The organism is Rhodococcus sp. YH3-3, from assembly GCF_001653035.1.
Lineage (GTDB): Bacteria > Actinomycetota > Actinomycetes > Mycobacteriales > Mycobacteriaceae > Rhodococcus_F > Rhodococcus_F qingshengii.
This window is the reverse complement of sequence record NZ_BCWH01000003.1, coordinates 434,210-452,178: the sequence shown is the minus strand read 5'-3', so window position 1 is coordinate 452,178 and position 17,969 is coordinate 434,210. Positions and strand designations below refer to the sequence as shown.

The 17,969-nt window shown below is 63.0% G+C and carries 17 protein-coding genes; 10 read left to right on the top strand and 7 right to left on the bottom strand.

Features of this window, described 5'->3' with window-relative positions:
• The first annotated feature begins 11 nt into the window (after positions 1-11).
• Genes YH3_RS27370 through YH3_RS27345 form a run of 6 tightly spaced genes read left to right on the top strand, consistent with a single transcriptional unit; the run spans position 12 to position 5,754 of the window.
• Positions 12-1,139 carry a TIGR03364 family FAD-dependent oxidoreductase gene (locus YH3_RS27370; protein WP_007734899.1) on the top strand — a complete coding sequence of 376 codons (1,128 nt, stop codon included), beginning with the start codon at positions 12-14 and terminating at the stop codon, positions 1,137-1,139.
• A 25-nt stretch (positions 1,140-1,164) separates the two neighbouring features.
• On the top strand, positions 1,165-1,842 hold the full coding sequence (locus YH3_RS27365; RefSeq protein ID WP_007734897.1) for a phosphonatase-like hydrolase: 678 nt from the start codon (positions 1,165-1,167) through the stop codon (positions 1,840-1,842).
• A 25-nt stretch (positions 1,843-1,867) separates the two neighbouring features.
• Entirely contained in the window at positions 1,868-2,917 is a 1,050-nt protein-coding gene (locus YH3_RS27360; RefSeq protein ID WP_007734895.1) for a 2-aminoethylphosphonate ABC transporter substrate-binding protein, read from the top strand.
• 2 nt (positions 2,918-2,919) lie between these two features.
• Complete coding sequence (locus YH3_RS27355) at positions 2,920-4,095, top strand: ABC transporter ATP-binding protein (RefSeq protein ID WP_007734894.1); 1,176 nt, start codon at positions 2,920-2,922, stop codon at positions 4,093-4,095.
• Positions 4,092-4,994, top strand: a complete 903-nt coding sequence (locus tag YH3_RS27350) for a 2-aminoethylphosphonate ABC transporter permease subunit (RefSeq protein ID WP_007734893.1) — start codon at positions 4,092-4,094, stop codon at positions 4,992-4,994. The genes YH3_RS27355 and YH3_RS27350 overlap by 4 nt, the downstream gene beginning before the upstream one ends.
• The gene (locus YH3_RS27345) at positions 4,969-5,754 is read left to right on the top strand and encodes an ABC transporter permease (RefSeq protein WP_007734892.1); all 786 of its coding nucleotides are present in this window, start codon (positions 4,969-4,971) and stop codon (positions 5,752-5,754) included. Before YH3_RS27350 ends, YH3_RS27345 begins: the two co-directional genes overlap by 26 nt.
• A 55-nt stretch (positions 5,755-5,809) precedes the next feature.
• On the opposite strand, the gene YH3_RS27340 is transcribed toward YH3_RS27345, so the two are convergent.
• Entirely contained in the window at positions 5,810-7,432 is a 1,623-nt protein-coding gene (locus YH3_RS27340) for an AMP-binding protein (protein WP_007734891.1), read from the bottom strand.
• A gap of 178 nt (positions 7,433-7,610) precedes the next feature.
• Between YH3_RS27340 and YH3_RS27335 the strand changes: the two genes are divergently transcribed.
• Entirely contained in the window at positions 7,611-8,420 is an 810-nt protein-coding gene (locus YH3_RS27335; RefSeq protein ID WP_042450799.1) for a LuxR C-terminal-related transcriptional regulator, read from the top strand.
• 4 nt (positions 8,421-8,424) lie between these two features.
• On the opposite strand, the gene YH3_RS27330 is transcribed toward YH3_RS27335, so the two are convergent.
• From YH3_RS27330 to dxr, 5 genes are all read right to left on the bottom strand, one after another.
• A complete protein-coding gene (locus YH3_RS27330; RefSeq protein ID WP_042450801.1) occupies positions 8,425-10,239 on the bottom strand; it encodes a penicillin-binding transpeptidase domain-containing protein in 1,815 nt (604 codons plus the stop codon).
• A gap of 69 nt (positions 10,240-10,308) precedes the next feature.
• Complete coding sequence (locus tag YH3_RS27325; RefSeq protein ID WP_003942692.1) at positions 10,309-11,145, bottom strand: GNAT family N-acetyltransferase; 837 nt, start codon at positions 11,143-11,145, stop codon at positions 10,309-10,311.
• 111 nt (positions 11,146-11,256) lie between these two features.
• Positions 11,257-12,414 (bottom strand): flavodoxin-dependent (E)-4-hydroxy-3-methylbut-2-enyl-diphosphate synthase, encoded by a 1,158-nt coding sequence (gene ispG, locus YH3_RS27320; RefSeq protein ID WP_007734888.1) that lies wholly within the window; start codon positions 12,412-12,414, stop codon positions 11,257-11,259.
• A gap of 87 nt (positions 12,415-12,501) precedes the next feature.
• Positions 12,502-13,719: an RIP metalloprotease gene (locus tag YH3_RS27315; protein ID WP_007734886.1), complete on the bottom strand. Its 1,218-nt coding sequence runs from the start codon at positions 13,717-13,719 to the stop codon at positions 12,502-12,504.
• 7 nt (positions 13,720-13,726) lie between these two features.
• Positions 13,727-14,884 (bottom strand): 1-deoxy-D-xylulose-5-phosphate reductoisomerase, encoded by a 1,158-nt coding sequence (dxr, locus tag YH3_RS27310; protein ID WP_054187754.1) that lies wholly within the window; start codon positions 14,882-14,884, stop codon positions 13,727-13,729.
• A 120-nt stretch (positions 14,885-15,004) separates the two neighbouring features.
• Between dxr and YH3_RS27305 the strand changes: the two genes are divergently transcribed.
• Positions 15,005-15,274, top strand: a complete 270-nt coding sequence (locus YH3_RS27305; protein ID WP_003942762.1) for a DUF2631 domain-containing protein — start codon at positions 15,005-15,007, stop codon at positions 15,272-15,274.
• A 78-nt stretch (positions 15,275-15,352) separates the two neighbouring features.
• Here the strand turns inward: YH3_RS27305 and rlmN are convergent, their stop codons facing one another.
• Complete coding sequence (gene rlmN, locus YH3_RS27300) at positions 15,353-16,462, bottom strand: 23S rRNA (adenine(2503)-C(2))-methyltransferase RlmN (protein ID WP_003942816.1); 1,110 nt, start codon at positions 16,460-16,462, stop codon at positions 15,353-15,355.
• Between the two features lie 102 nt (positions 16,463-16,564).
• On the opposite strand from rlmN, the gene YH3_RS27295 reads away from it, so the two are divergent.
• Both YH3_RS27295 and YH3_RS27290 read left to right on the top strand, forming a co-directional pair.
• Positions 16,565-16,975, top strand: a complete 411-nt coding sequence (locus YH3_RS27295) for a lipopolysaccharide assembly LapA domain-containing protein (RefSeq protein WP_073512295.1) — start codon at positions 16,565-16,567, stop codon at positions 16,973-16,975.
• 95 nt (positions 16,976-17,070) lie between these two features.
• Positions 17,071-17,913 (top strand): CoA ester lyase, encoded by an 843-nt coding sequence (locus YH3_RS27290; RefSeq protein WP_030535660.1) that lies wholly within the window; start codon positions 17,071-17,073, stop codon positions 17,911-17,913.
• The last annotated feature ends 56 nt before the right edge of the window (positions 17,914-17,969 follow it).

The window sequence follows — 17,969 nt, the reverse complement described above, 5'->3', positions numbered from 1 at the left end:
ACTATCTCTACATGCGAATTTTGATTGTGGGCGGAGGGATCCTCGGAACGGCGCACGCCGACGAGGCAATCCGTCGGGGACACGACGTCATCCATCTCGAACGTGAGCCCGAAGCCCGCGGTGCCACGGTACGGAACTTCGGCCTCGTCTGGGTATCCGGGCGAGCCCCGCACGAACTCGAAGCTGCGCTGCGCTCGCGCGAACTGTGGGCAGACCTTGCCGCCCGTGTCCCCGGCGTCGGATACCGCCCAGCCGGCTCCATCACCCTCATGCGCACCGAGGAGGAGGTCGCGGTCGCGCAGGAAGCGTTCTCTCGGCCGGACGCCGACAACCGAGGGTTCGCGCTTCTGGATCCCGACGCCGTTCGCGTCGTCAACCCCGCGCTCCGGGGCAAGTTTCTCGGCGGACTGCACTGCACGCTGGACGCCGCTGTCGAGTCACGGCAAGCGCTCCCCGCCATCCGTTCTTACCTCGAATCCACCGGCCGTTACACCTTCCACGCCGGAACGGAAGCCCGCGAGATCACGACGACCACCTCCGGCGCACACATCCGCGACGACCACGGTCGCAGCTTCGACGCCGATCTCGTGATCGTCTGCCCCGGAGCAACACTCGGCGGATTGGCTCGCGATCTCGCCGGCGATCTCCCGTTGCGCCGTGTGCGCCTGCAGATGATGCAGAGCGCCCCACTCGGCGAAAAGCTCACCACCGCAATCGCTGACGGTGACAGCTTCCGTTACTACCCGGGTTTCGCCGGATCTGCCCTCGATCACCTCCGTACAGTACAGCCGCAGGAACCGACTGCCGAGGAGCACCGCATGCAACTCCTGTGCGTGCAGCGCTTGCACGGCGGGCTGACCATCGGCGACACCCACGAATACGAGGAACCCTTCGACTTCGATGTCGACGAGGCGCCCTATCGCCATCTGTCCGGAGTCGTGGAAACACTTCTGGGACGCGATCTTCCGCCAATCGTCAAGCGTTGGGCGGGCGTCTACAGCCAGTGCATCGACCCCTCACAACTTGTTCACCGCGCACAAGCCGCCGACAACGTCTGGGTGGTTGCCGGCCCCGGTGGCCGCGGTATGACGCTCGGCCCGGCACTGGCGGAACAAACCGCCGACCAGCTCGGTCTCTGAATCTCTCCGACAAGAAAGACTTCTCATGTCTCCGATCACCCTTGCCGTTCTCGACATGGCCGGCACCACCGTCGCCGACGACGGACTGGTTCTTCGCGCCTTCGCTGCCGCCGCTGAAGCCGGCGGACTGCCCGCCGAAGGCCCGGAAGCCGACGCCGCTCGCCAGTACGTCCTCGACACGATGGGCCAGTCGAAGATCGTCGTGTTCCGGGCGATCTTCGGTGACGAAGACCGCGCCCAGGCCGCGAACGCCGCCTTCGAAACCACGTACGACTCCCTCATCGACCAGGGCCTGGCCGAACCGATCCCCGGCGCCGAGAAAGCCATCACCACTTTGCGCGAGGCCGGCATCAAAGTTGCCTTGACCACCGGGTTCAGCCGATCGACCCAGGACAAACTCCTCGTCGCGCTCGGCTGGAAAACCCTCGCCGATCTCACCCTCTCCCCCGCCGAGGCCGGTCGCGGTCGACCGTACCCGGACCTGATTCTGACTGCCCTGCTCAAACTTTCGATCGACGACGTCCACCAGATCGCCGTACTCGGCGACACGTCCAACGACGTGCTCAGCGGCATTCGTTCCGGCGCATCCATCGTCGCCGGAACTCTGACCGGCGCACACGACGAGCAACAGCTTCGCGACGCCGGAGCCACCCACATCGTCCCGTCAGTGAAGGAGTTCGCCGAACTCCTCACCCACTCCTGATCTCACCTCCGAAAAAGGAATCGTCATGCGTCTACGCCCGAGCATCGCTGCGGCCGCTCTCGCCGTGTCCGTCCTTTCGTTCACCACTGCCTGCGGTGGCACCGGCACTGCTGCCGGATCAGATACCGACACCGTCACCGTCTACAGCGCCGACGGTCTGTCCGGTTGGTACAAGGGAAGATTCGACGCCTTCACCGCGCAGACCGGTATCGCCGTCAACCTCGTGGAAGCCGGATCCGGAGAGGTCGTCTCCCGCGTCGAAAAGGAGCAGTCCAACCCACAGGCAGACGTGATCATTACGCTGCCCCCGTTCATCCAGAAGGCCGACGCCCAAGGTCTGCTCGAGCCCAGCGGAATCGACACCTCCGCCGTTCCTGCCGGAGACAAGGACGACGCCGGCAAGTACGTGCCCGTCGTCGAGAATTACCTCTCGTTCATCGCCAATCCGACTGCATCACCCGCCCCACAATCTTGGGACGATCTGCTCACTGACCAGTTCAAGGGCAAGTTGCAGTACTCCACGCCCGGCCAGGCCGGCGACGGCACCGCGGTGCTCTTGCTGCTCCAGCACCTGATGGGTAAGGAAGGAGCACTCGACTACCTCGGAAAGCTCCAGGCCAACAACGTCGGACCCTCGTCTTCCACCGGAAAGCTCCAGCCCAAGGTCAGTAACGGAGAGCTGCTGGTCGCCAACGGTGACGTCCAGATGAACCTCGCCTCCATCGCCGACGACGGATCGAAGTTCGACATCTTCTTCCCCGCTGGAGCCGACGGCACTCGCACCACCATTGCACTGCCCTACGTGATGGGCCTCGCCAAGAGCGCACCGAGCAGCGAACAAGCCAAGAAGTTGATGGAGTTCCTGCTCTCCGAAGAATCCCAGAAGACCGTCGCCACCGATGCACTCGGCGTATCGGTCCGCGAGGACGTCCGAAGCGCTGCCGGTGAATCCACCGACAAGAACACGCCTTCCGGAGTTCTGCAGGGCGTCAACGTGTGGACCCCGAACTGGAACGACGTCCTCAGCTCGCTCGACGCCGACATCGCCGCTTACCAGAAAGCCACCGGGAGCTGATCATGGCAAGAACCAGACTGGGGCGGACGCTCCCCGAGACCGTCGGTGTTCACGGAGCGATCGAACATTCTGCTCCGGCCATCACCTTCGATCGCGTCAACGTCGCCTACGGCCGCGGGAAGACCGCAACCCATGCACTCGTCGATTTCAATCTGCGAGTGGCACCCGGTGAAACTGTGGCACTGCTGGGGCCCAGTGGATCCGGCAAGTCGACCGCCCTGAAGGCCCTCGCGGGATTTGTCCGCCCCACGTCCGGTTCCGTCAAGCTCGGCACCCGAGACATCACCAATCTGCCTCCCGCACAACGCGGTATCGGCGTCGTCGTTCAGTCGTACGCTCTCTTCCCGCACATGCGAGTATCCGAAAACGTAGCCTTCGGACTCCGAGCCCATCGCGTGCCGCGGTCGGAGATCGGCACTCGCGTGGCCGAAGCCCTGGACATGGTCGGGATGTCGGCGTACGGAAAGCGGCTTCCCCGTGAACTTTCCGGCGGTCAACAGCAGCGAATCGCCATTGCCCGAGCGTTGGCAATTCGCCCTGGAGTACTCCTCCTCGACGAACCGTTGGCCGCCCTGGATGCTCAACTTCGCGAGAGCATGCTCGGCGAACTGGCGAGACTGCGCGCAGCACTACCTGACACAGCCATGCTCTACGTGACGCACGATCAGAGTGAAGCCCTGGCGCTCGCAGACCGTATCGCAGTGATGCGCAACGCCAGACTCGCGGACATCGACACCGCTGAGGCCTTGTGGAAACGTCCGCCGTCCAGCTTCACCGCGGCGTTCCTCGGGGGTGCCAACCTGCTGCCCTGCACCGTCACACGCGTCATCGGCACCTCCGCGCTGGTCTCGATCGGTGGCACGCCGTTCACTGCTCACGCCCCGCAGCCCGAGATCGGGCACATCGAATGGGAGTCCGACATGGACGCCTACCTGTGTGTTCGTCCACACGCGGTAGCCGTAACCGGTGTCGGCGCACGAGGATCATTCCCGGCGCGCATCGTCTCGAGCGTCTGGCGCGGTTCCACGACGCGTCTGACGCTGGCTGTACGTGGCCTCGACGATGTCCGCGTCGACGCGGATGTTCCAGGGCACGACGAACGACCGGTCGACACCGAAGTGGGCGTCGTCCTGCCCACGGACGGCAGTGTCCTGGTTCCGGCGGATCGCCACCCATGACGACAACCCTGGAACGCCCCGAAACCGCTGCGCCCCAGCACAAAGACCCGATCCCGTGGCGCCGGATCGGCTGGACGCTGCCACCACTGCTTCTTGTCCTCGTGTTTGCTGTCTATCCCACCGCACGTGTCCTCACGGAATCTCTGAGCACCGCAGATGGCACAGGGTTGTCCACGTGGTCTTCGGTGGTCGGTTCGGAACTGTTCAGAACCGCGCTCTGGCGGACCATCCAAATCGCCGTGGCGTCGACCCTGGGTTGCCTGATCCTGGGCACCTTCCTCGCCTTGGTGCTTGCCTTCGTTCCGTTCGCCGGATCCAAGGTGGTGGGGCGATTGATCGACACGGTGCTCGCCCTGCCGTCTTTCCTGATCACGCTGGCGTTCACGTTCCTGTACGGGACAGCCGGCGCCGTCAACGCCTTGATCGTCCGCATCACCGGCGATGCGAGCGGCCCACTGAATTTCCTCAACACTCCGTTCGGTGTGATCGCGGCCGAAATCACTTTCTTCACACCCTTTGTCGTGCGTCCGCTATTGGCAGCGTTCACCCAGATTCCGCGTGAACAACTCGACGTGGCAGCCAGTCTCGGCGCGTCACCCGTCCGAGTTCTGCGACAGGTGGTGATGCCGGAAGCGTGGCCGGCCCTCCTGGCCGGTGGATCGCTCGTACTTCTGATGACACTGAATGAATTCGGCATCGTGCTCTTCACCGGAGCAAAAGACGTCGTAACTCTTCCGGTCCTCATCTACACCCGCGGCATTGTCACCTTCGACTTGCCCGGCGCAGCAGTGATCGCGACGGTCCAGGTCGCACTCTCACTCGGCCTGTACTGCCTCTACCGATTCACCTTCAACAGATTGATGGGAGGCAGCCGTGCTGCTGTGGACACGAAGCTCTAGGGCCCTCGTACTCGGATTCTTCACCCTGGTCGTCGCGGTGGTTTTTGTCGCGCCCATCGCCACCGTCGTCGCGGCTGCCTTGGCCGGATCGTGGACCGGTCCACTTCCGTCGAATCTCGGCGGCAAGAACTTCTCCACGGCGCTGTCCGACGAGAACTTCGCCAGCCTGATCGTCAGTTTGCAGACTGCATTCATCGCGGGGGCATTGGCTTTGATCGTCGGAACGTGGGCCGCGCTGGCCGCGCGTGAGGCACCGATGTGGCTGCGGCGCATCACCGATGCCGTATTCCATTTACCGATTGCGGTTCCGTCGGTCGCGATCGGCTTGGGTCTGCTCATCACTTTCAACGAGCGCCCGCTACTGCTCGGCGGCACCAAGTGGATCGTGATTCTCGCTCACACGGTTTTGGTGCTTGCCTTTGCCTTCAGTTCCGTATCGGCCGCGCTCGAACGGCTCGATCCCGCCTACCGTCAAGCTGCCGAATCACTCGGCGCCGGCCCGGTGCGGGTGCTGACACGGGTAACGCTACCGCTGCTGCTCCCAGCGTTGGGTGCGGCCACCGGGCTTTCCATCGCACTGTCGATGGGTGAGCTGGGCGCAACGGTCATGGTCTACCCGGCGACATGGAAGACCTTGCCGGTCAGCATCTTCGGACTCACCGACCGTGGCCAGGTATTTCTTGCCGCAGCAAATACGACACTGCTGCTTGCAGTCACCCTGGTCGCCCTCATGGTGGTCGGCAGAATTCGTCGGCGCTGACCTTGCTGTGCGCCTTTATTAACCGCCGGGGGTTAATAAAGGCGCACAGCAGGGTTTATCCCTTCCTCAAGATGTACCGCTGAACCTTGCCACTCGGGGTCTTGGGCAGGTTCGGAACAAAGTGCACTGTGCGCGGGTATGCGTGCGCTGCAAACTTCTTCTTCACCAGGGTTTGCAGTTCCTTCTCGAGTTCGTCGTCGCCGTCGACGCCTTCGCGAAGTACGACGAACGCTTCGAGGACCTCACCGCGCAACTCGTCGGGCATGCCCACCACGGCGGCCTCGATGACGTGCTCGTGCATGACCAGCACGCTCTCGACGTCGAAGGGACCGATGCGGTAGCCCGCCATGATGATGACGTCGTCGTCGCGCGAGGAGAAGAAGAAGAATCCGTCCTCGTCCGTCATTCCCGCATCACCGGTGATGTACCAGCGGCCGTCTTCGCTGAATCGCTGCTTCGTCTTCTCCGGCGCATCGACGTACCCGGTGAACCACATCAACGGGCTGTTGTGAGTATCGATCGCCACGCGGCCCTGAGTGCGGGCCGGTGCAATGTCATCCGAATTGTCTTCCAGCACAGCGGCAGACCAACCCGGCAACGGACGGCCCATGGATCCGGGACGGACATCGTCGCGAAGTCCGTCGGCCCAGGCGTTGACGATGAACATGCCGTGCTCGGTCTGGCCGTAGTGATCACGGACCTCGACGCCCAACGAGTTCTTCGACCACGCAACAACATCCGGAGTCAAGGGCTCACCGGCCGAGGAAGCGCGGCGCAGCGAGATGCCTTCCGGAACGGGAGCCTTGTCGGCACGCAGACTGCGGTAGACGGTCGGAGCGGCGGCAAAATTGGTGACACCGAACTTCTCGATGATCTGCCACGTCAGCGGCGCGGAGAATCCGGCGTGCAGCAGAAGGCTTCGCGTGCCGGCGGCAAGCGGGCCGAGCAACGCGTAGTACAGCCCGTACGCCCAGCCCGGATCTGCGGCGTTCCAGAACACGTCGTCCTCTCGGACGTCGAGGCCGAACTCCTGGTATGCGTGGAACGAGGCGAGCGCGCGCACCGGAACCGGCACGCCCTTGGGTGTTCCCGTGGTGCCACTGGTGAACAACTGCACCATCGGTGCGTTACCGCCGACTGCCTGAGCAGCGCCCTTCGGGTCTTCGGCATCCTGAGCTGCGACAAGTGCGTCGAAGTCCAACTCGTCACCGGCCGCGCCGCCCGCGACGATGACCTGCCACGCTGCGTCGGCGGGGATGTCCTCTCCCGGCGCGAGCTTCTCGAGCTGATTGGCGTCGGAAATGACCACCTTCGCGCCGCTGGCGGTCAAGCGGAAAGCGATGGCCGGCGAAGCGAACGCCGTGAACAAGGGCACGTGGACTGCTCCTAGGCGCCAGATTCCGAGGAGCGCGACCACCAGGTCCGCAGACTTACCCATCAAGGTCGCGACGTTGTCACCCGGCTCGACTCCGAGGTCGGCCAGAGCTGCCGCGAAACGCGCCGACTGCTCACGTAGATGACCGTAAGTGAGGTCCACCGAGCTAAGGTCTGCCTCGACGACGGTGAATGCAACGCCATCCGCGGGATGCCGATCGCAGAGCAATTCTGCGGCGCTGGCATGCGGGGTGTCGTACTGGTCCAGCAGCTCGCGCACCCGTGCGGTGGGATCGGTGCTCATCAACTTGCTCCTTATCGATCGTCGTATGGTTGGCCCGACCGGTTACGTTGGCGGCTCGTCATACGTACTGTTCACCCCCTATGATCTAGCTCACAAGAGAACTTCACTACCCCCAGAAAGGGGTACCTGCGTGAACCGACATGCTTCGTCACTTCTGCGCCCCCGCGACGGGGACGCAATGCGAGGTGAACTCCGAACAATCGCAGCTCAGGGCGTTGTTCCCGTGCTGTTCGGAGGCGAGGTCCAGGACGGAACCCTGCACCTGAGCGAATTCGTCGGCACCCGCACCAACAACCTCAAGGGCTTGGCCATCCCGCCGCGCTCGGGCATGGGCGGACGCGTCGTAGCCCAGGGTTCACCGATCACCGTCAACGATTACGGCAATTCGCAGTCCATCACTCATCACTTCGACCGTCCTGTTCTCAGCGAGGGCCTGCATTCGATCATCGCCGTTCCGGTCATGGTTTCGGGAAAATCGCGCGCTGTGCTCTACGCCGCGATCCGCGATTCCGCTCCCTTGGGTGACCGAACAGCAGACGTCATGGTCGGCGCATCCCGGCGTCTCGGGATGGAGTTCGCCATCCGCGACGAAGTCGATCGTCGCCTGCAACTACTGCAGGCCGCCGCCGCGACTACCGCCGACGGTATGTCTTCGGAAGAGATCCGCGGAGTCCACGCCGAACTACGCAGTGTCGCCCAGACCGTCACCGACACCGACTTGCAGACCAAACTCCGCGGACTCTCCCAGCGTTTGGCCAACCTGCTGCGTCCTACCGCCGACGCCGAATCCGACGTCACGCTCACCCCGCGTGAAGTGGACGTTCTCTCTCAGGTCGCACTCGGCTGCACCAACATCGAAGCCGGCCAACGGCTTTCCCTTCGCCCGGAAACAGTCAAGAGCTATCTGCGAAGCGCGATGGGAAAGCTGGACGCGAGCTCACGCCACGAAGCCGTGGTGACCGCCCGGAGGTTGGGACTGCTCCCCTGACGGGTCAGTAGCCTTCAGGCAGGGCGGTGAGCATGTCGCGGGTGACTGCGACGGCGTTGTCCGAACTTCCGCCCCGCACAACCAGAGTCGCGAATGCCAGGTTCCCGCGATAGCCGACGAACCACGCGTGCGATCCCCCTTCGACCTCGGCTTCACCGGTCTTGCCGTACACCTCACCCTGATCTTCGACGCGTTCTGCAGTACCGCTGGTGACCACGAGTCGCATCATGCCGCGCAGGCCGTCGACCATGGCGGGCGAGATCGCCGGGCGCTCACCGTCGATGGTGGTTTCGCGCCCTGAAATCAGTTGCGGCACCGGAGTCGAACCGTTCGCGACCGTCGCCGCTGCCATCGCCATTCCGAACGGACTGACCACGACCTTTCCCTGACCGAACCCGTCTTCGGTCCGCTGCACCAGGTCCGACGCCGGCGGCACCGAACCGGAATCGATGGGCAATCCCACCACGTTGTAGTCCTGGCCGATGCCGAACTGCGCTGCGGCAGTGGTCAACGTGTCTGGTTGCATCTCGCTGGCCAGCTTGGCGAAGGACGTGTTGCACGAACGCGCGAAGGCCGTTGCCATCGGCACCGTGCCGAGTGAGAACTCGTTGTAGTTGGGGACGCTGCGCTCACCGATCTCGATCCGGCCCGGGCATGGCACCATCGTGTCGGGGGTCGCCTGACCGGTCGAAATTGCGGCGCCTGCCGTGATGATCTTGAACGTCGAACCGGGCGGGTACTGACCCATCGTCGCGACCGGTCCGTCGCGGTCTGCTGCCTTGTTCTGTGCGACAGCCAGGATCGCCCCACTCGACGGTTCGATGACCACCATCATCGCCTGATCCTTGTTCACGTTCACGGCACGCTGAGCAGCGATCTGAATGTTGCGATCCAAACTGATACTGAACGACGGAACAGGTTGCGGCGCAGTCTCGGTCAGCACATCGGTGTCGACGCCGTTCTGGTTGACCGTGACGACACTCCAGCCGGCTTTGCCGTCGACCTCGTCGATGATCGTCTTCTTGATCTGCCCGAGAAGGTCGGGCGCGAACTCCGGGTCCGTCGAGACGAGATCCGATTCGTCCGAGACAGATACTCCCGAAATGGCTCCCAGTTGCGCCGATACCTGGTCGTAGTCGTCACTGCGCAGGCGGGTCACCAGATAGTCGCCCTTGACGGCCGTCGAAGATTCGGCGATCGATTGACCCGTCAGCGAAGAATCGAAGCGACCGAGAACACTTGCGAGATTGTTTGCGGAACCGATGATGTCGTTGCTCTTGGAGCGATCGAACTTCACTCGGTAGACGATTCCCGGCACCAGGACGTCGGTCCCCGAATGCTCGTTGACCCGCGCTCGCGGCGCCGCGGTTGCCCGCAACGACATCGTCTGCTTGTCACCGAGACGCGGATGAACGTCCGTCGAACTCCACCGCACGGACCAGTCGCCGTCCTTGCGTCCCATCTGCAGCTCGCCGTCGTACGTCCACACGCGGTCCTTCGGAAGGTGCCACTCGTAGGTGTAGCCGACCGTCGCAGTGTCACCGTTCATCTTCACCGACGTGGTCTCGGCAGTCATCGACTCGGCCTGGAGCGCATCCCAGGTGTCACTCAATACAGGACCCGCGGAGTCAGGCCGGTCCGTCAGTTTTGCTGCCTCGTCGATATCCCTGTCACCGAACGCACTCAGGAACTGCTGCGCGACGGGCTCGGGGCCGGCGGGTTTCGGAGTACACGAACTGATCCCCACCGCCAAGAAAATCACGGTGCAGGAGGCCAACAGTTGGGCCGAGCGACTACGAGAGAAATGCCGAGTGTTCATCGAGCCCCATAGTAGGGCGACAAATGCTCCACCCAGCGTAGGCGCGACCATTGCACGCAGCTTGTACGGTCAGTCGAGCAGCACCGTCGAGAAGGTCGCGACCTGTCGGAACCCCACCCGCGAATAGGTCGACCGCGCAATCGTATTGAAGCTGTTGACGTACAGGCTCGCAATGCGACCGGTCGCCATGATCGACTCCGCTACAGCCGCTGTACCGGTCACGCCGAAGCCCTGCCCACGAAATTCCGGGTTGACCCACACACCCTGGATCTGGCCACAGCGAGCAGACATCGAACCGACCTCCGCCTTGAAAACGACCTGGCCGTCCTCGATGTGCGCCCACGCTCGACCAGCGGCGATCAGGCTAGCGACACGGTGCCGGTATCCGCGCCCACCGTCGTTGGCACGCGGGTCGACTCCGACCTCTTCGATGAACATCGCGATCGCGGCAGGCAGATAGATCTCGAGTTCGTCCGAGCGAACCTGCCGGACCAGCGGATCCGACGGACACGCCAACGGCTCGGAAACCGCGAGCAACGGCTGTTCGGGGCGCACCTCCCGCGCAGTTCCCCAGTCGAGCTCGAGCATCTCCCACAGCGGCAACGCCAATTCGGCGCGGCCGACCACCGACGAGCACATGCGCGGAATCCGACAGGCACGGTCGGCGAATGCCCGAATGTCATCCGGATCGCCTCGAAGCGGAACCAGATTCGCCCCGGCAAAGCACAGTGAGGACAACGGCCCGCCTCGACTCCACAGCTCGCCGTGAATCATTCGTGGGTCGACGCCGCATTCTTCGACGCGCGCGGCAATCATGCAGGCCGCCACCGGATCGGCGTCGAGTACCCGTCGGACGTCTTCGAGATCTCGACTTCCGACCTGCTTGGCTCCGAGGAGTTTGAGCATCCGTCAACCCCCTCGACTCGACTGCGCGTCCACGAATATCACTACCCGATCATGATGCACTCAGATTGCCACGAACCTGACACCGACGGGGAAGATTCATCCGGCAATCACTCAACTCACGGTGACGACCGGCGCACCCTCCGAAGCGTCACCCTCCATGCTTTCGGCAATTTTCATCGCCTCTTCGATCAACGTCTCGACGATCTGCGCCTCGGGCACCGTCTTGATGACCTTGCCCTTGACGAATATCTGGCCCTTGCCGTTGCCGGACGCCACACCGAGGTCGGCCTCACGCGCTTCACCCGGTCCGTTCACGACGCAACCCATGACTGCCACGCGCAGCGGGATCTCCATGCCTTCGAGGCCGGCGGAGACCTCGTCGGCGAGTGTGTAGACATCGACCTGTGCACGGCCGCACGAGGGGCAAGAGACGATCTCGAGCTTGCGGGGACGCAGGTTCAGAGACTGCAGAATCTGGTTACCGACCTTGATTTCCTCGGCCGGCGGGGCCGAGAGCGAAACCCGGATGGTGTCGCCGATACCCTCCGCGAGCAGCGCACCGAAGGCGACCGCGGACTTGATCGTGCCCTGAAACGCCGGCCCTGCCTCCGTGACGCCGAGGTGCAACGGATAATCGCATTTGGCGGCGAGTTGGCGGTAAGCCTCGACCATGATCACCGGATCGTTGTGCTTGACGGAGATCTTGATGTCACCGAAGCCGTGCTCTTCGAACAACCCGGCCTCCCACAGCGCGGACTCGACCAACGCTTCGGGCGTCGCCTTGCCGTACTTCTCCATCAACCGAGGATCAAGCGATCCCGCGTTGACACCGATACGAATCGGAATGCCTGCATCACCGGCAGCCTTGGCTACCTCTTTGACACGGCCGTCGAATTCCTTGATGTTGCCCGGATTGACGCGCACCGCAGCGCATCCCGCATCGATTGCCGCGAAGATGTAGCGCGGCTGGAAGTGGATGTCGGCGATAACCGGGATCTGGCTCTTCTTCGCAATGATCGACAACGCGTCCGCGTCTTCCTGACGCGGGCAGGCGACACGGACGATGTCGCAACCGGACGCGGTCAGTTCCGCGATCTGCTGGAGCGTTGCATTGACGTCGTGCGTCTTCGTGGTGCACATGGACTGCACCGAGATGGGGAAATCGCTGCCCACACCTACCGTGCCGACCTGCAGCTGCCGTGTCTTGCGTCGAGGAGCAAGGATCGCTGCGGGTGCCGAGGGCATTCCCAGTCCGATAGGGATGGTCACGTCTGTGCCTTCTTTCATAGCTTCACTGCAAGTTTAGCCGGGCGATCGCCGCACTACCGCGCGGCAACCGTCACCCTTCTCACACGGTCAGAAGATCTTGATCGGATTAACGATGTCAGCCGTGAGTGTCAGCAACATGAACGCGCCACCGATCACGATGAATACGTAAGTAATCGGAAGGAGTCGCGTGTAGTCGACCGGGCCGCCGGGAATCAAGCCTCGGCGGGCGCGGAACCAATCACGGATCTTCTCGTAGAAGACCACCGCGATGTGACCGCCGTCGAGCGGCAACAGCGGCAGGATGTTGAAAACACCGAGGAAGAAGTTGATCGATGCGAGCAGTCCGACGAACGTCGCCCACTGTGCACGGTCCGCCGCTTCACCGCCGATAACGCTGGCACCAACCACGCTGATCGGTGTGTCCTGGGCGCGTTCGCCGCCCGTGATCGACTCCCACAGAGCCCCCACCTTCGACGGAATGTCAGCCAACGCCTTTACCGAGTCGACCATGATCTGGCCGGTGAAGTCGAAGGCCGCCGGAACAGCAGTGAGCGCGTTGTACTCGATCAGATTGCTGACACCCTCAATTCCGACAGCGCCTACCTTTGCCAGTTCCGGCGTTGTGCTGCCGTCTTTGGCTACGTAACGCTCAACCGGCGATACGTCGACCGGAACTTGAACAGTCTCGTCGCCGCGCTCGACTGTGAGCGTGACTGTCCCGGACTTGTCGCGGATCGCCGCGGAAACCTTGGCGAAAGTGTCCGTCGGTTGACCGTCCACCGCGACGATCCGATCGCCGGCAGCAATTCCGGCTGCCTCCGCCGGGCCGGTACCGGTGCAATCCGCGAGTTTCCACCCCTGATCCTGTCCGAGCTGCGTCGGAGCAACACACGTCACGCCCTTGACAACAGGCGGTGCCGGCTCCGTACTGGTTCGACCCCAACCGAGGAGCAATGCGTAGATCAGGAGGAACCCGAGAATGAAGTTCATCGCGATACCGCCGGACATGACGACGACGCGCTTCCACGCCGCCTTCTTGTACATCGCGTGCGGCTCTTCTTCAGGCGTCATCTCGTCGAGGGCCGTCATGCCCGCGATGTCGCAGAATCCGCCCAGCGGCAGCGCCTTGAGGCCGTACTCGGTCTCACCTCGACGGAACGAGAAGATCTTCGGTCCGAAGCCGATGTAGTAGCGGCGAACCTTCATTCCCAAAGCCTTGGCCGTCCACATGTGACCGGCTTCGTGCAGGGCGATGGACACGCCGATGCCGAGGGCAAACAGCACTACGCCCAGTGCAAAAACCATGAAAGCTCTAGCCCTCCTGCTTCACGAGCTGACGCGCTCGTGTGCGTGCCCAGCCGTCTGCGGCCAGAACGTCGTCCACGGTAACCGGTTCTGCGGACCATTGACCTGCATCGTCGAGAACAGCAGCCACCGTGCGGACGATCGCCGGGAAGGAAATGACACCGTCGAGGAATGCCTGAGCCGCCACTTCGTTGGCCGCGTTGTAGATCGCGGTGAAGCAACCTCCGGATTTGCCTGCGCTTCGCGCCAGATCGACGGCGGGGAACACCGACGAATCGAGCGGCTCGAATTCCCAGGTGGAGGCGGTGGTGAAGTCGCATGCCGACGCCGCACCTTCGATGCGGTCCGGCCAGCCGAGAGCGAGAGCAATCGGGAGCTTCATGTCCGGTGGACTCGCCTGTGCCAGCGTCGATCCGTCGAAGAAGGTCACCATGGAATGCACGATCGACTGCGGATGCACGGTGACGTCGATGCGGTCGTAGTCGATCCCGAACAGCAGGTTCGTCTCGATCAACTCGAGGCCCTTGTTGACCAGAGTTGCCGAGTTGAGGGTGTTCATGGGGCCCATCGACCAGGTGGGGTGCGCTTTTGCCTGAGCCGGATTCACACTTTCGAGATCCTCGGCGCTCCAGCCACGGAACGGCCCACCCGAAGCGGTGAGAACCAACCGGGCCACCTCGTCGCCTGTTCCACCACGTAGGCACTGGGCAAGCGCCGAATGCTCCGAGTCGACCGGCACGATCTGACCCGGGGCGGCGGCTTTCGTCACCAGCGCTCCGCCGGCGACAAGCGATTCCTTGTTCGCCAGCGCCAGGCGCGCTCCCGAGTTCAAAGCCGCCAGTGTCGGTTCGAGTCCCAAAGAACCGACGAGCGCATTGAGGACAACATCGGCACCGCTGTCCCGAACCAGTTCCGTCACGGCGCTCGGTCCCGAACGGGCGGTTACCGATTCCAGCGCCGATGCCGCTGCAGGATCGGCGACGGCGACGTCCGTGACGCCGGTTGCACGAATCTGTTCGGCCAACAACTCGACGTTGTTGCCGCCCGCTGCAAGACCGACTACTTCGAAACGGTCGGGGTTGGCAGCGATGACCTCCAGCGCTTGGGTACCGATCGAACCGGTACTGCCGAGGAGGAGGACGCGGGTACGTGTGGTTTCCTGCACTCGCCCATTGTTCCTGATAACACCTGAGAACAACCTTATCGACGCCCAACTACGTACGACAGGCAGTCGTATGTCACCATATTGGGCAGTAGTGCAACCGAATGAGCAGGAGGATCGACCGTGGCCGATACCCAGTTGGACGTCAAGTCCAGCGCCCCCGTCGTGGTCTCGCACGTCGATGAGGCCGAGGTTCCCTCTGCCGCATGGGGGTGGAGTGGTGAAGGACTCAAGTTTTTCCGTTTCCTCGGATGGTTCTTCGCAATATTCCTGCTTCTGATGATGATCGGAAACCATCACGGCAAGGTCGAGGATCTGTGGCTCATCGGCACCGCCGGATTGATGATCTTCATTCTGGTCCGCGACATCGTCATCCGTCGCCGCCCGCGCTAGAAACCTGACAAAGAGAAGGCCTCCACCAACGAAAGTTCGTGGAGGCCTTCTCTTTACGTGTTTCAGGCCTGGAACGCTTCAGTTCTCGGCTGCCAGCTGGCCACAGGCTGCGGCGATTTCCTGACCGCGCGTATCGCGCACCGTGCACGAGACGCCCTGGGCGATGACCCGACGCACGAACTCACGCTCGACGTCCTTGGGGCTCGCGTCCCACTCGCTGCCCGGAGTGGGGTTGAGCGGAATCAGGTTGACGTGCACCAACCCGCCGAGTGCTTTCTTCAGCTTCTTGCCCAGCATGTCCGCGCGCCACGGCTGATCGTTGACGTTCTTGATCATCGCGTACTCGATGGACACACGGCGACCGGTCTTGTCTGCGTAGTACCGGGCAGCCTGAAGTACCTCCGACACTGACCAGCGATTGTTGACCGGGACAAGAGTGTCGCGCAGTTCGTCGTCCGGTGTGTGCAGCGATACCGCCAGCGTGACGCTCAGGCCTTCGTCAGCGAGCTTGCGGATAGCGGGAGCTAGGCCGACGGTCGAGACCGTGACGGACCGCTGAGACAGGCCGAGGCCGTCGGGTGCAGGCGAGGTGATCCGTCGTACCGCTGCCACCACGCGCTTGTAGTTCGCCAAAGGCTCGCCCATACCCATGAACACGACGTTCGAGAGGCGTCCGGGGCCGCCGGCAACTTCACCGTCGCGCATGGCAGCCGCTGCCTCGCGAACCTGATCGACGATCTCGGCGGTCGAGAGGTTGCGGTCGAGGCCGCCCTGACCCGTCGCACAGAACGGGCAGGCCATTCCGCAGCCTGCCTGACTCGAGATGCAAAGTGTTGCCCGGTCGGGATAGCGCATCAAGACGCTTTCGAGCAGCGTTCCGTCATGTGCCTTCCACAGGGTCTTGCGAGTGTCGCCCGAATCGCACGCGAGGTGCTTGATCGGGGTCAACAAGGTCGGGAACAGCGACTCCCCAACCTTCTCGCGCACCGATGCGGGGAGATCGGTCATCTTCTCCGGATCGGCTTCCAGCCGCGCGTAGTACTGACGCGCCAGCTGATCGGCCCGGAAAGCCGGAAGGCCGAGCTCTTTCACCGCTTCTTTGCGCTCGGCGGAATCGAGATCGGCGAGGTGCCGTGGAGGCATTCCGCGCTTGGGTGCAGTGAAAACGAGGGGAAGAGAGGCAGCCATAGTTACACCATTGTCCCATTGTTTTGGGGTGCTACCCCACTGCCACCCGATTGTGGCCGGATTACCCGTGCAACTTCGCGCAGGTTGAGTGATGATCATGTCATGTCAACCACACCAGAGGATCCGTCGAATTCCCCCGTGTACGGCCCAGCCGACGGTTTCGGCCCCGATCCGGAACTTCCGAAGGTGGACGAGAACAAGGCAGTGGAAAAACACGATCCGGAACCGACACCGACGCCTGAACCGGTGCCGACCGGAACGTCGGTCACCGACCGAACCAGGGCTGCGACGACCTGGGTTGGCCTGGTCATAGGCGCAATTGTGCTGATCTTACTGCTGGTGTTCATCCTGCAGAACCTCGAGAGCGTCTCCGTCAAGATCCTCGCCTGGCAGATCGACTTTCCGCTCGGAATCACGATCCTGCTTTCCGCCATCGCGGGCGCGTTGATCATGGCGTTGGCAGGTGGCGTTCGCATCATTCAGATCCGGCGCGCAGCGAAGCGGCAGATGTGACTGAAATCTAGTTACGCAATTGGGTCGATCGATGGGCCAGCAGGCATCATTGATGTCGTGGAAATCACCGGAAAGGCCCTGATGTGACTACTCACATGGAGAGACCTGTGACCTCGCGAATTGCCCCGCAGCAGGCAAGATCCTGGCTCCTCGTCCCCGCGTCCAAACCGGACACCTTCGACGCCGCACTCGCGAGTGCGGCCGACGCCGTCATTCTCGACCTCGAGGATGCCGTCACCGCACCCAACAAACCAGCTGCCCGCCGCGATGTCGCCGCATTCCTGAGCGAACACAATCACGCCTGGGTTCGGATCAACGACGCCACGACACCGTTCTGGGAAGAGGATCTGGCCGTACTCGCGGGCCTCCCCGGACTCGAGGGTGTCATGCTCGCAAAGACCGAAAGCGGTCAGCAGGCCGACGCCACGGCCGAGCGACTTCCCGACGGCACCAAGATTCTTGCTCTCGTCGAATCCGCGGTGGGACTCGAGGCTGCGCCCGAGATCGCACGCACTGACGGCATCTTCCGTCTCGCATTCGGCAGCGGCGACTTCCGGCGCGACACTGGGATGGACGACTCCCCCACGTCGATGTCGTACCCGCGTTCGCGGCTCACCATCGCCAGCCGCGCGGCACGCATCGCTCCGCCGATCGACGGTCCCACGCTCGGCCCCGATCTGGATCTGCTCGCCCGAGACTGTGCGATCACCTTGTCACTCGGCATGGCCGGCAAACTCTGCATGACCACCGCGCAGACTGCCCCCGTCAACGCGGGACTGAGTCCCTCCGTGGCCGACGCGATCTGGGCTCAGAATGTCATCGACGATCTCGGCGAAGATGGCTCACGCGTGCGCGACGGCAGCGACTTGCCCAAGCTCGCCAAGGCGAAGAAGATTCACAAGCTCGCCACCCTGTTCCACATCCCCACCGATCACTGATTTTTTTACTACTGAATCGGTGCAGAAAACGTCAGGCGCTCAAGTCGGAGCGCCTG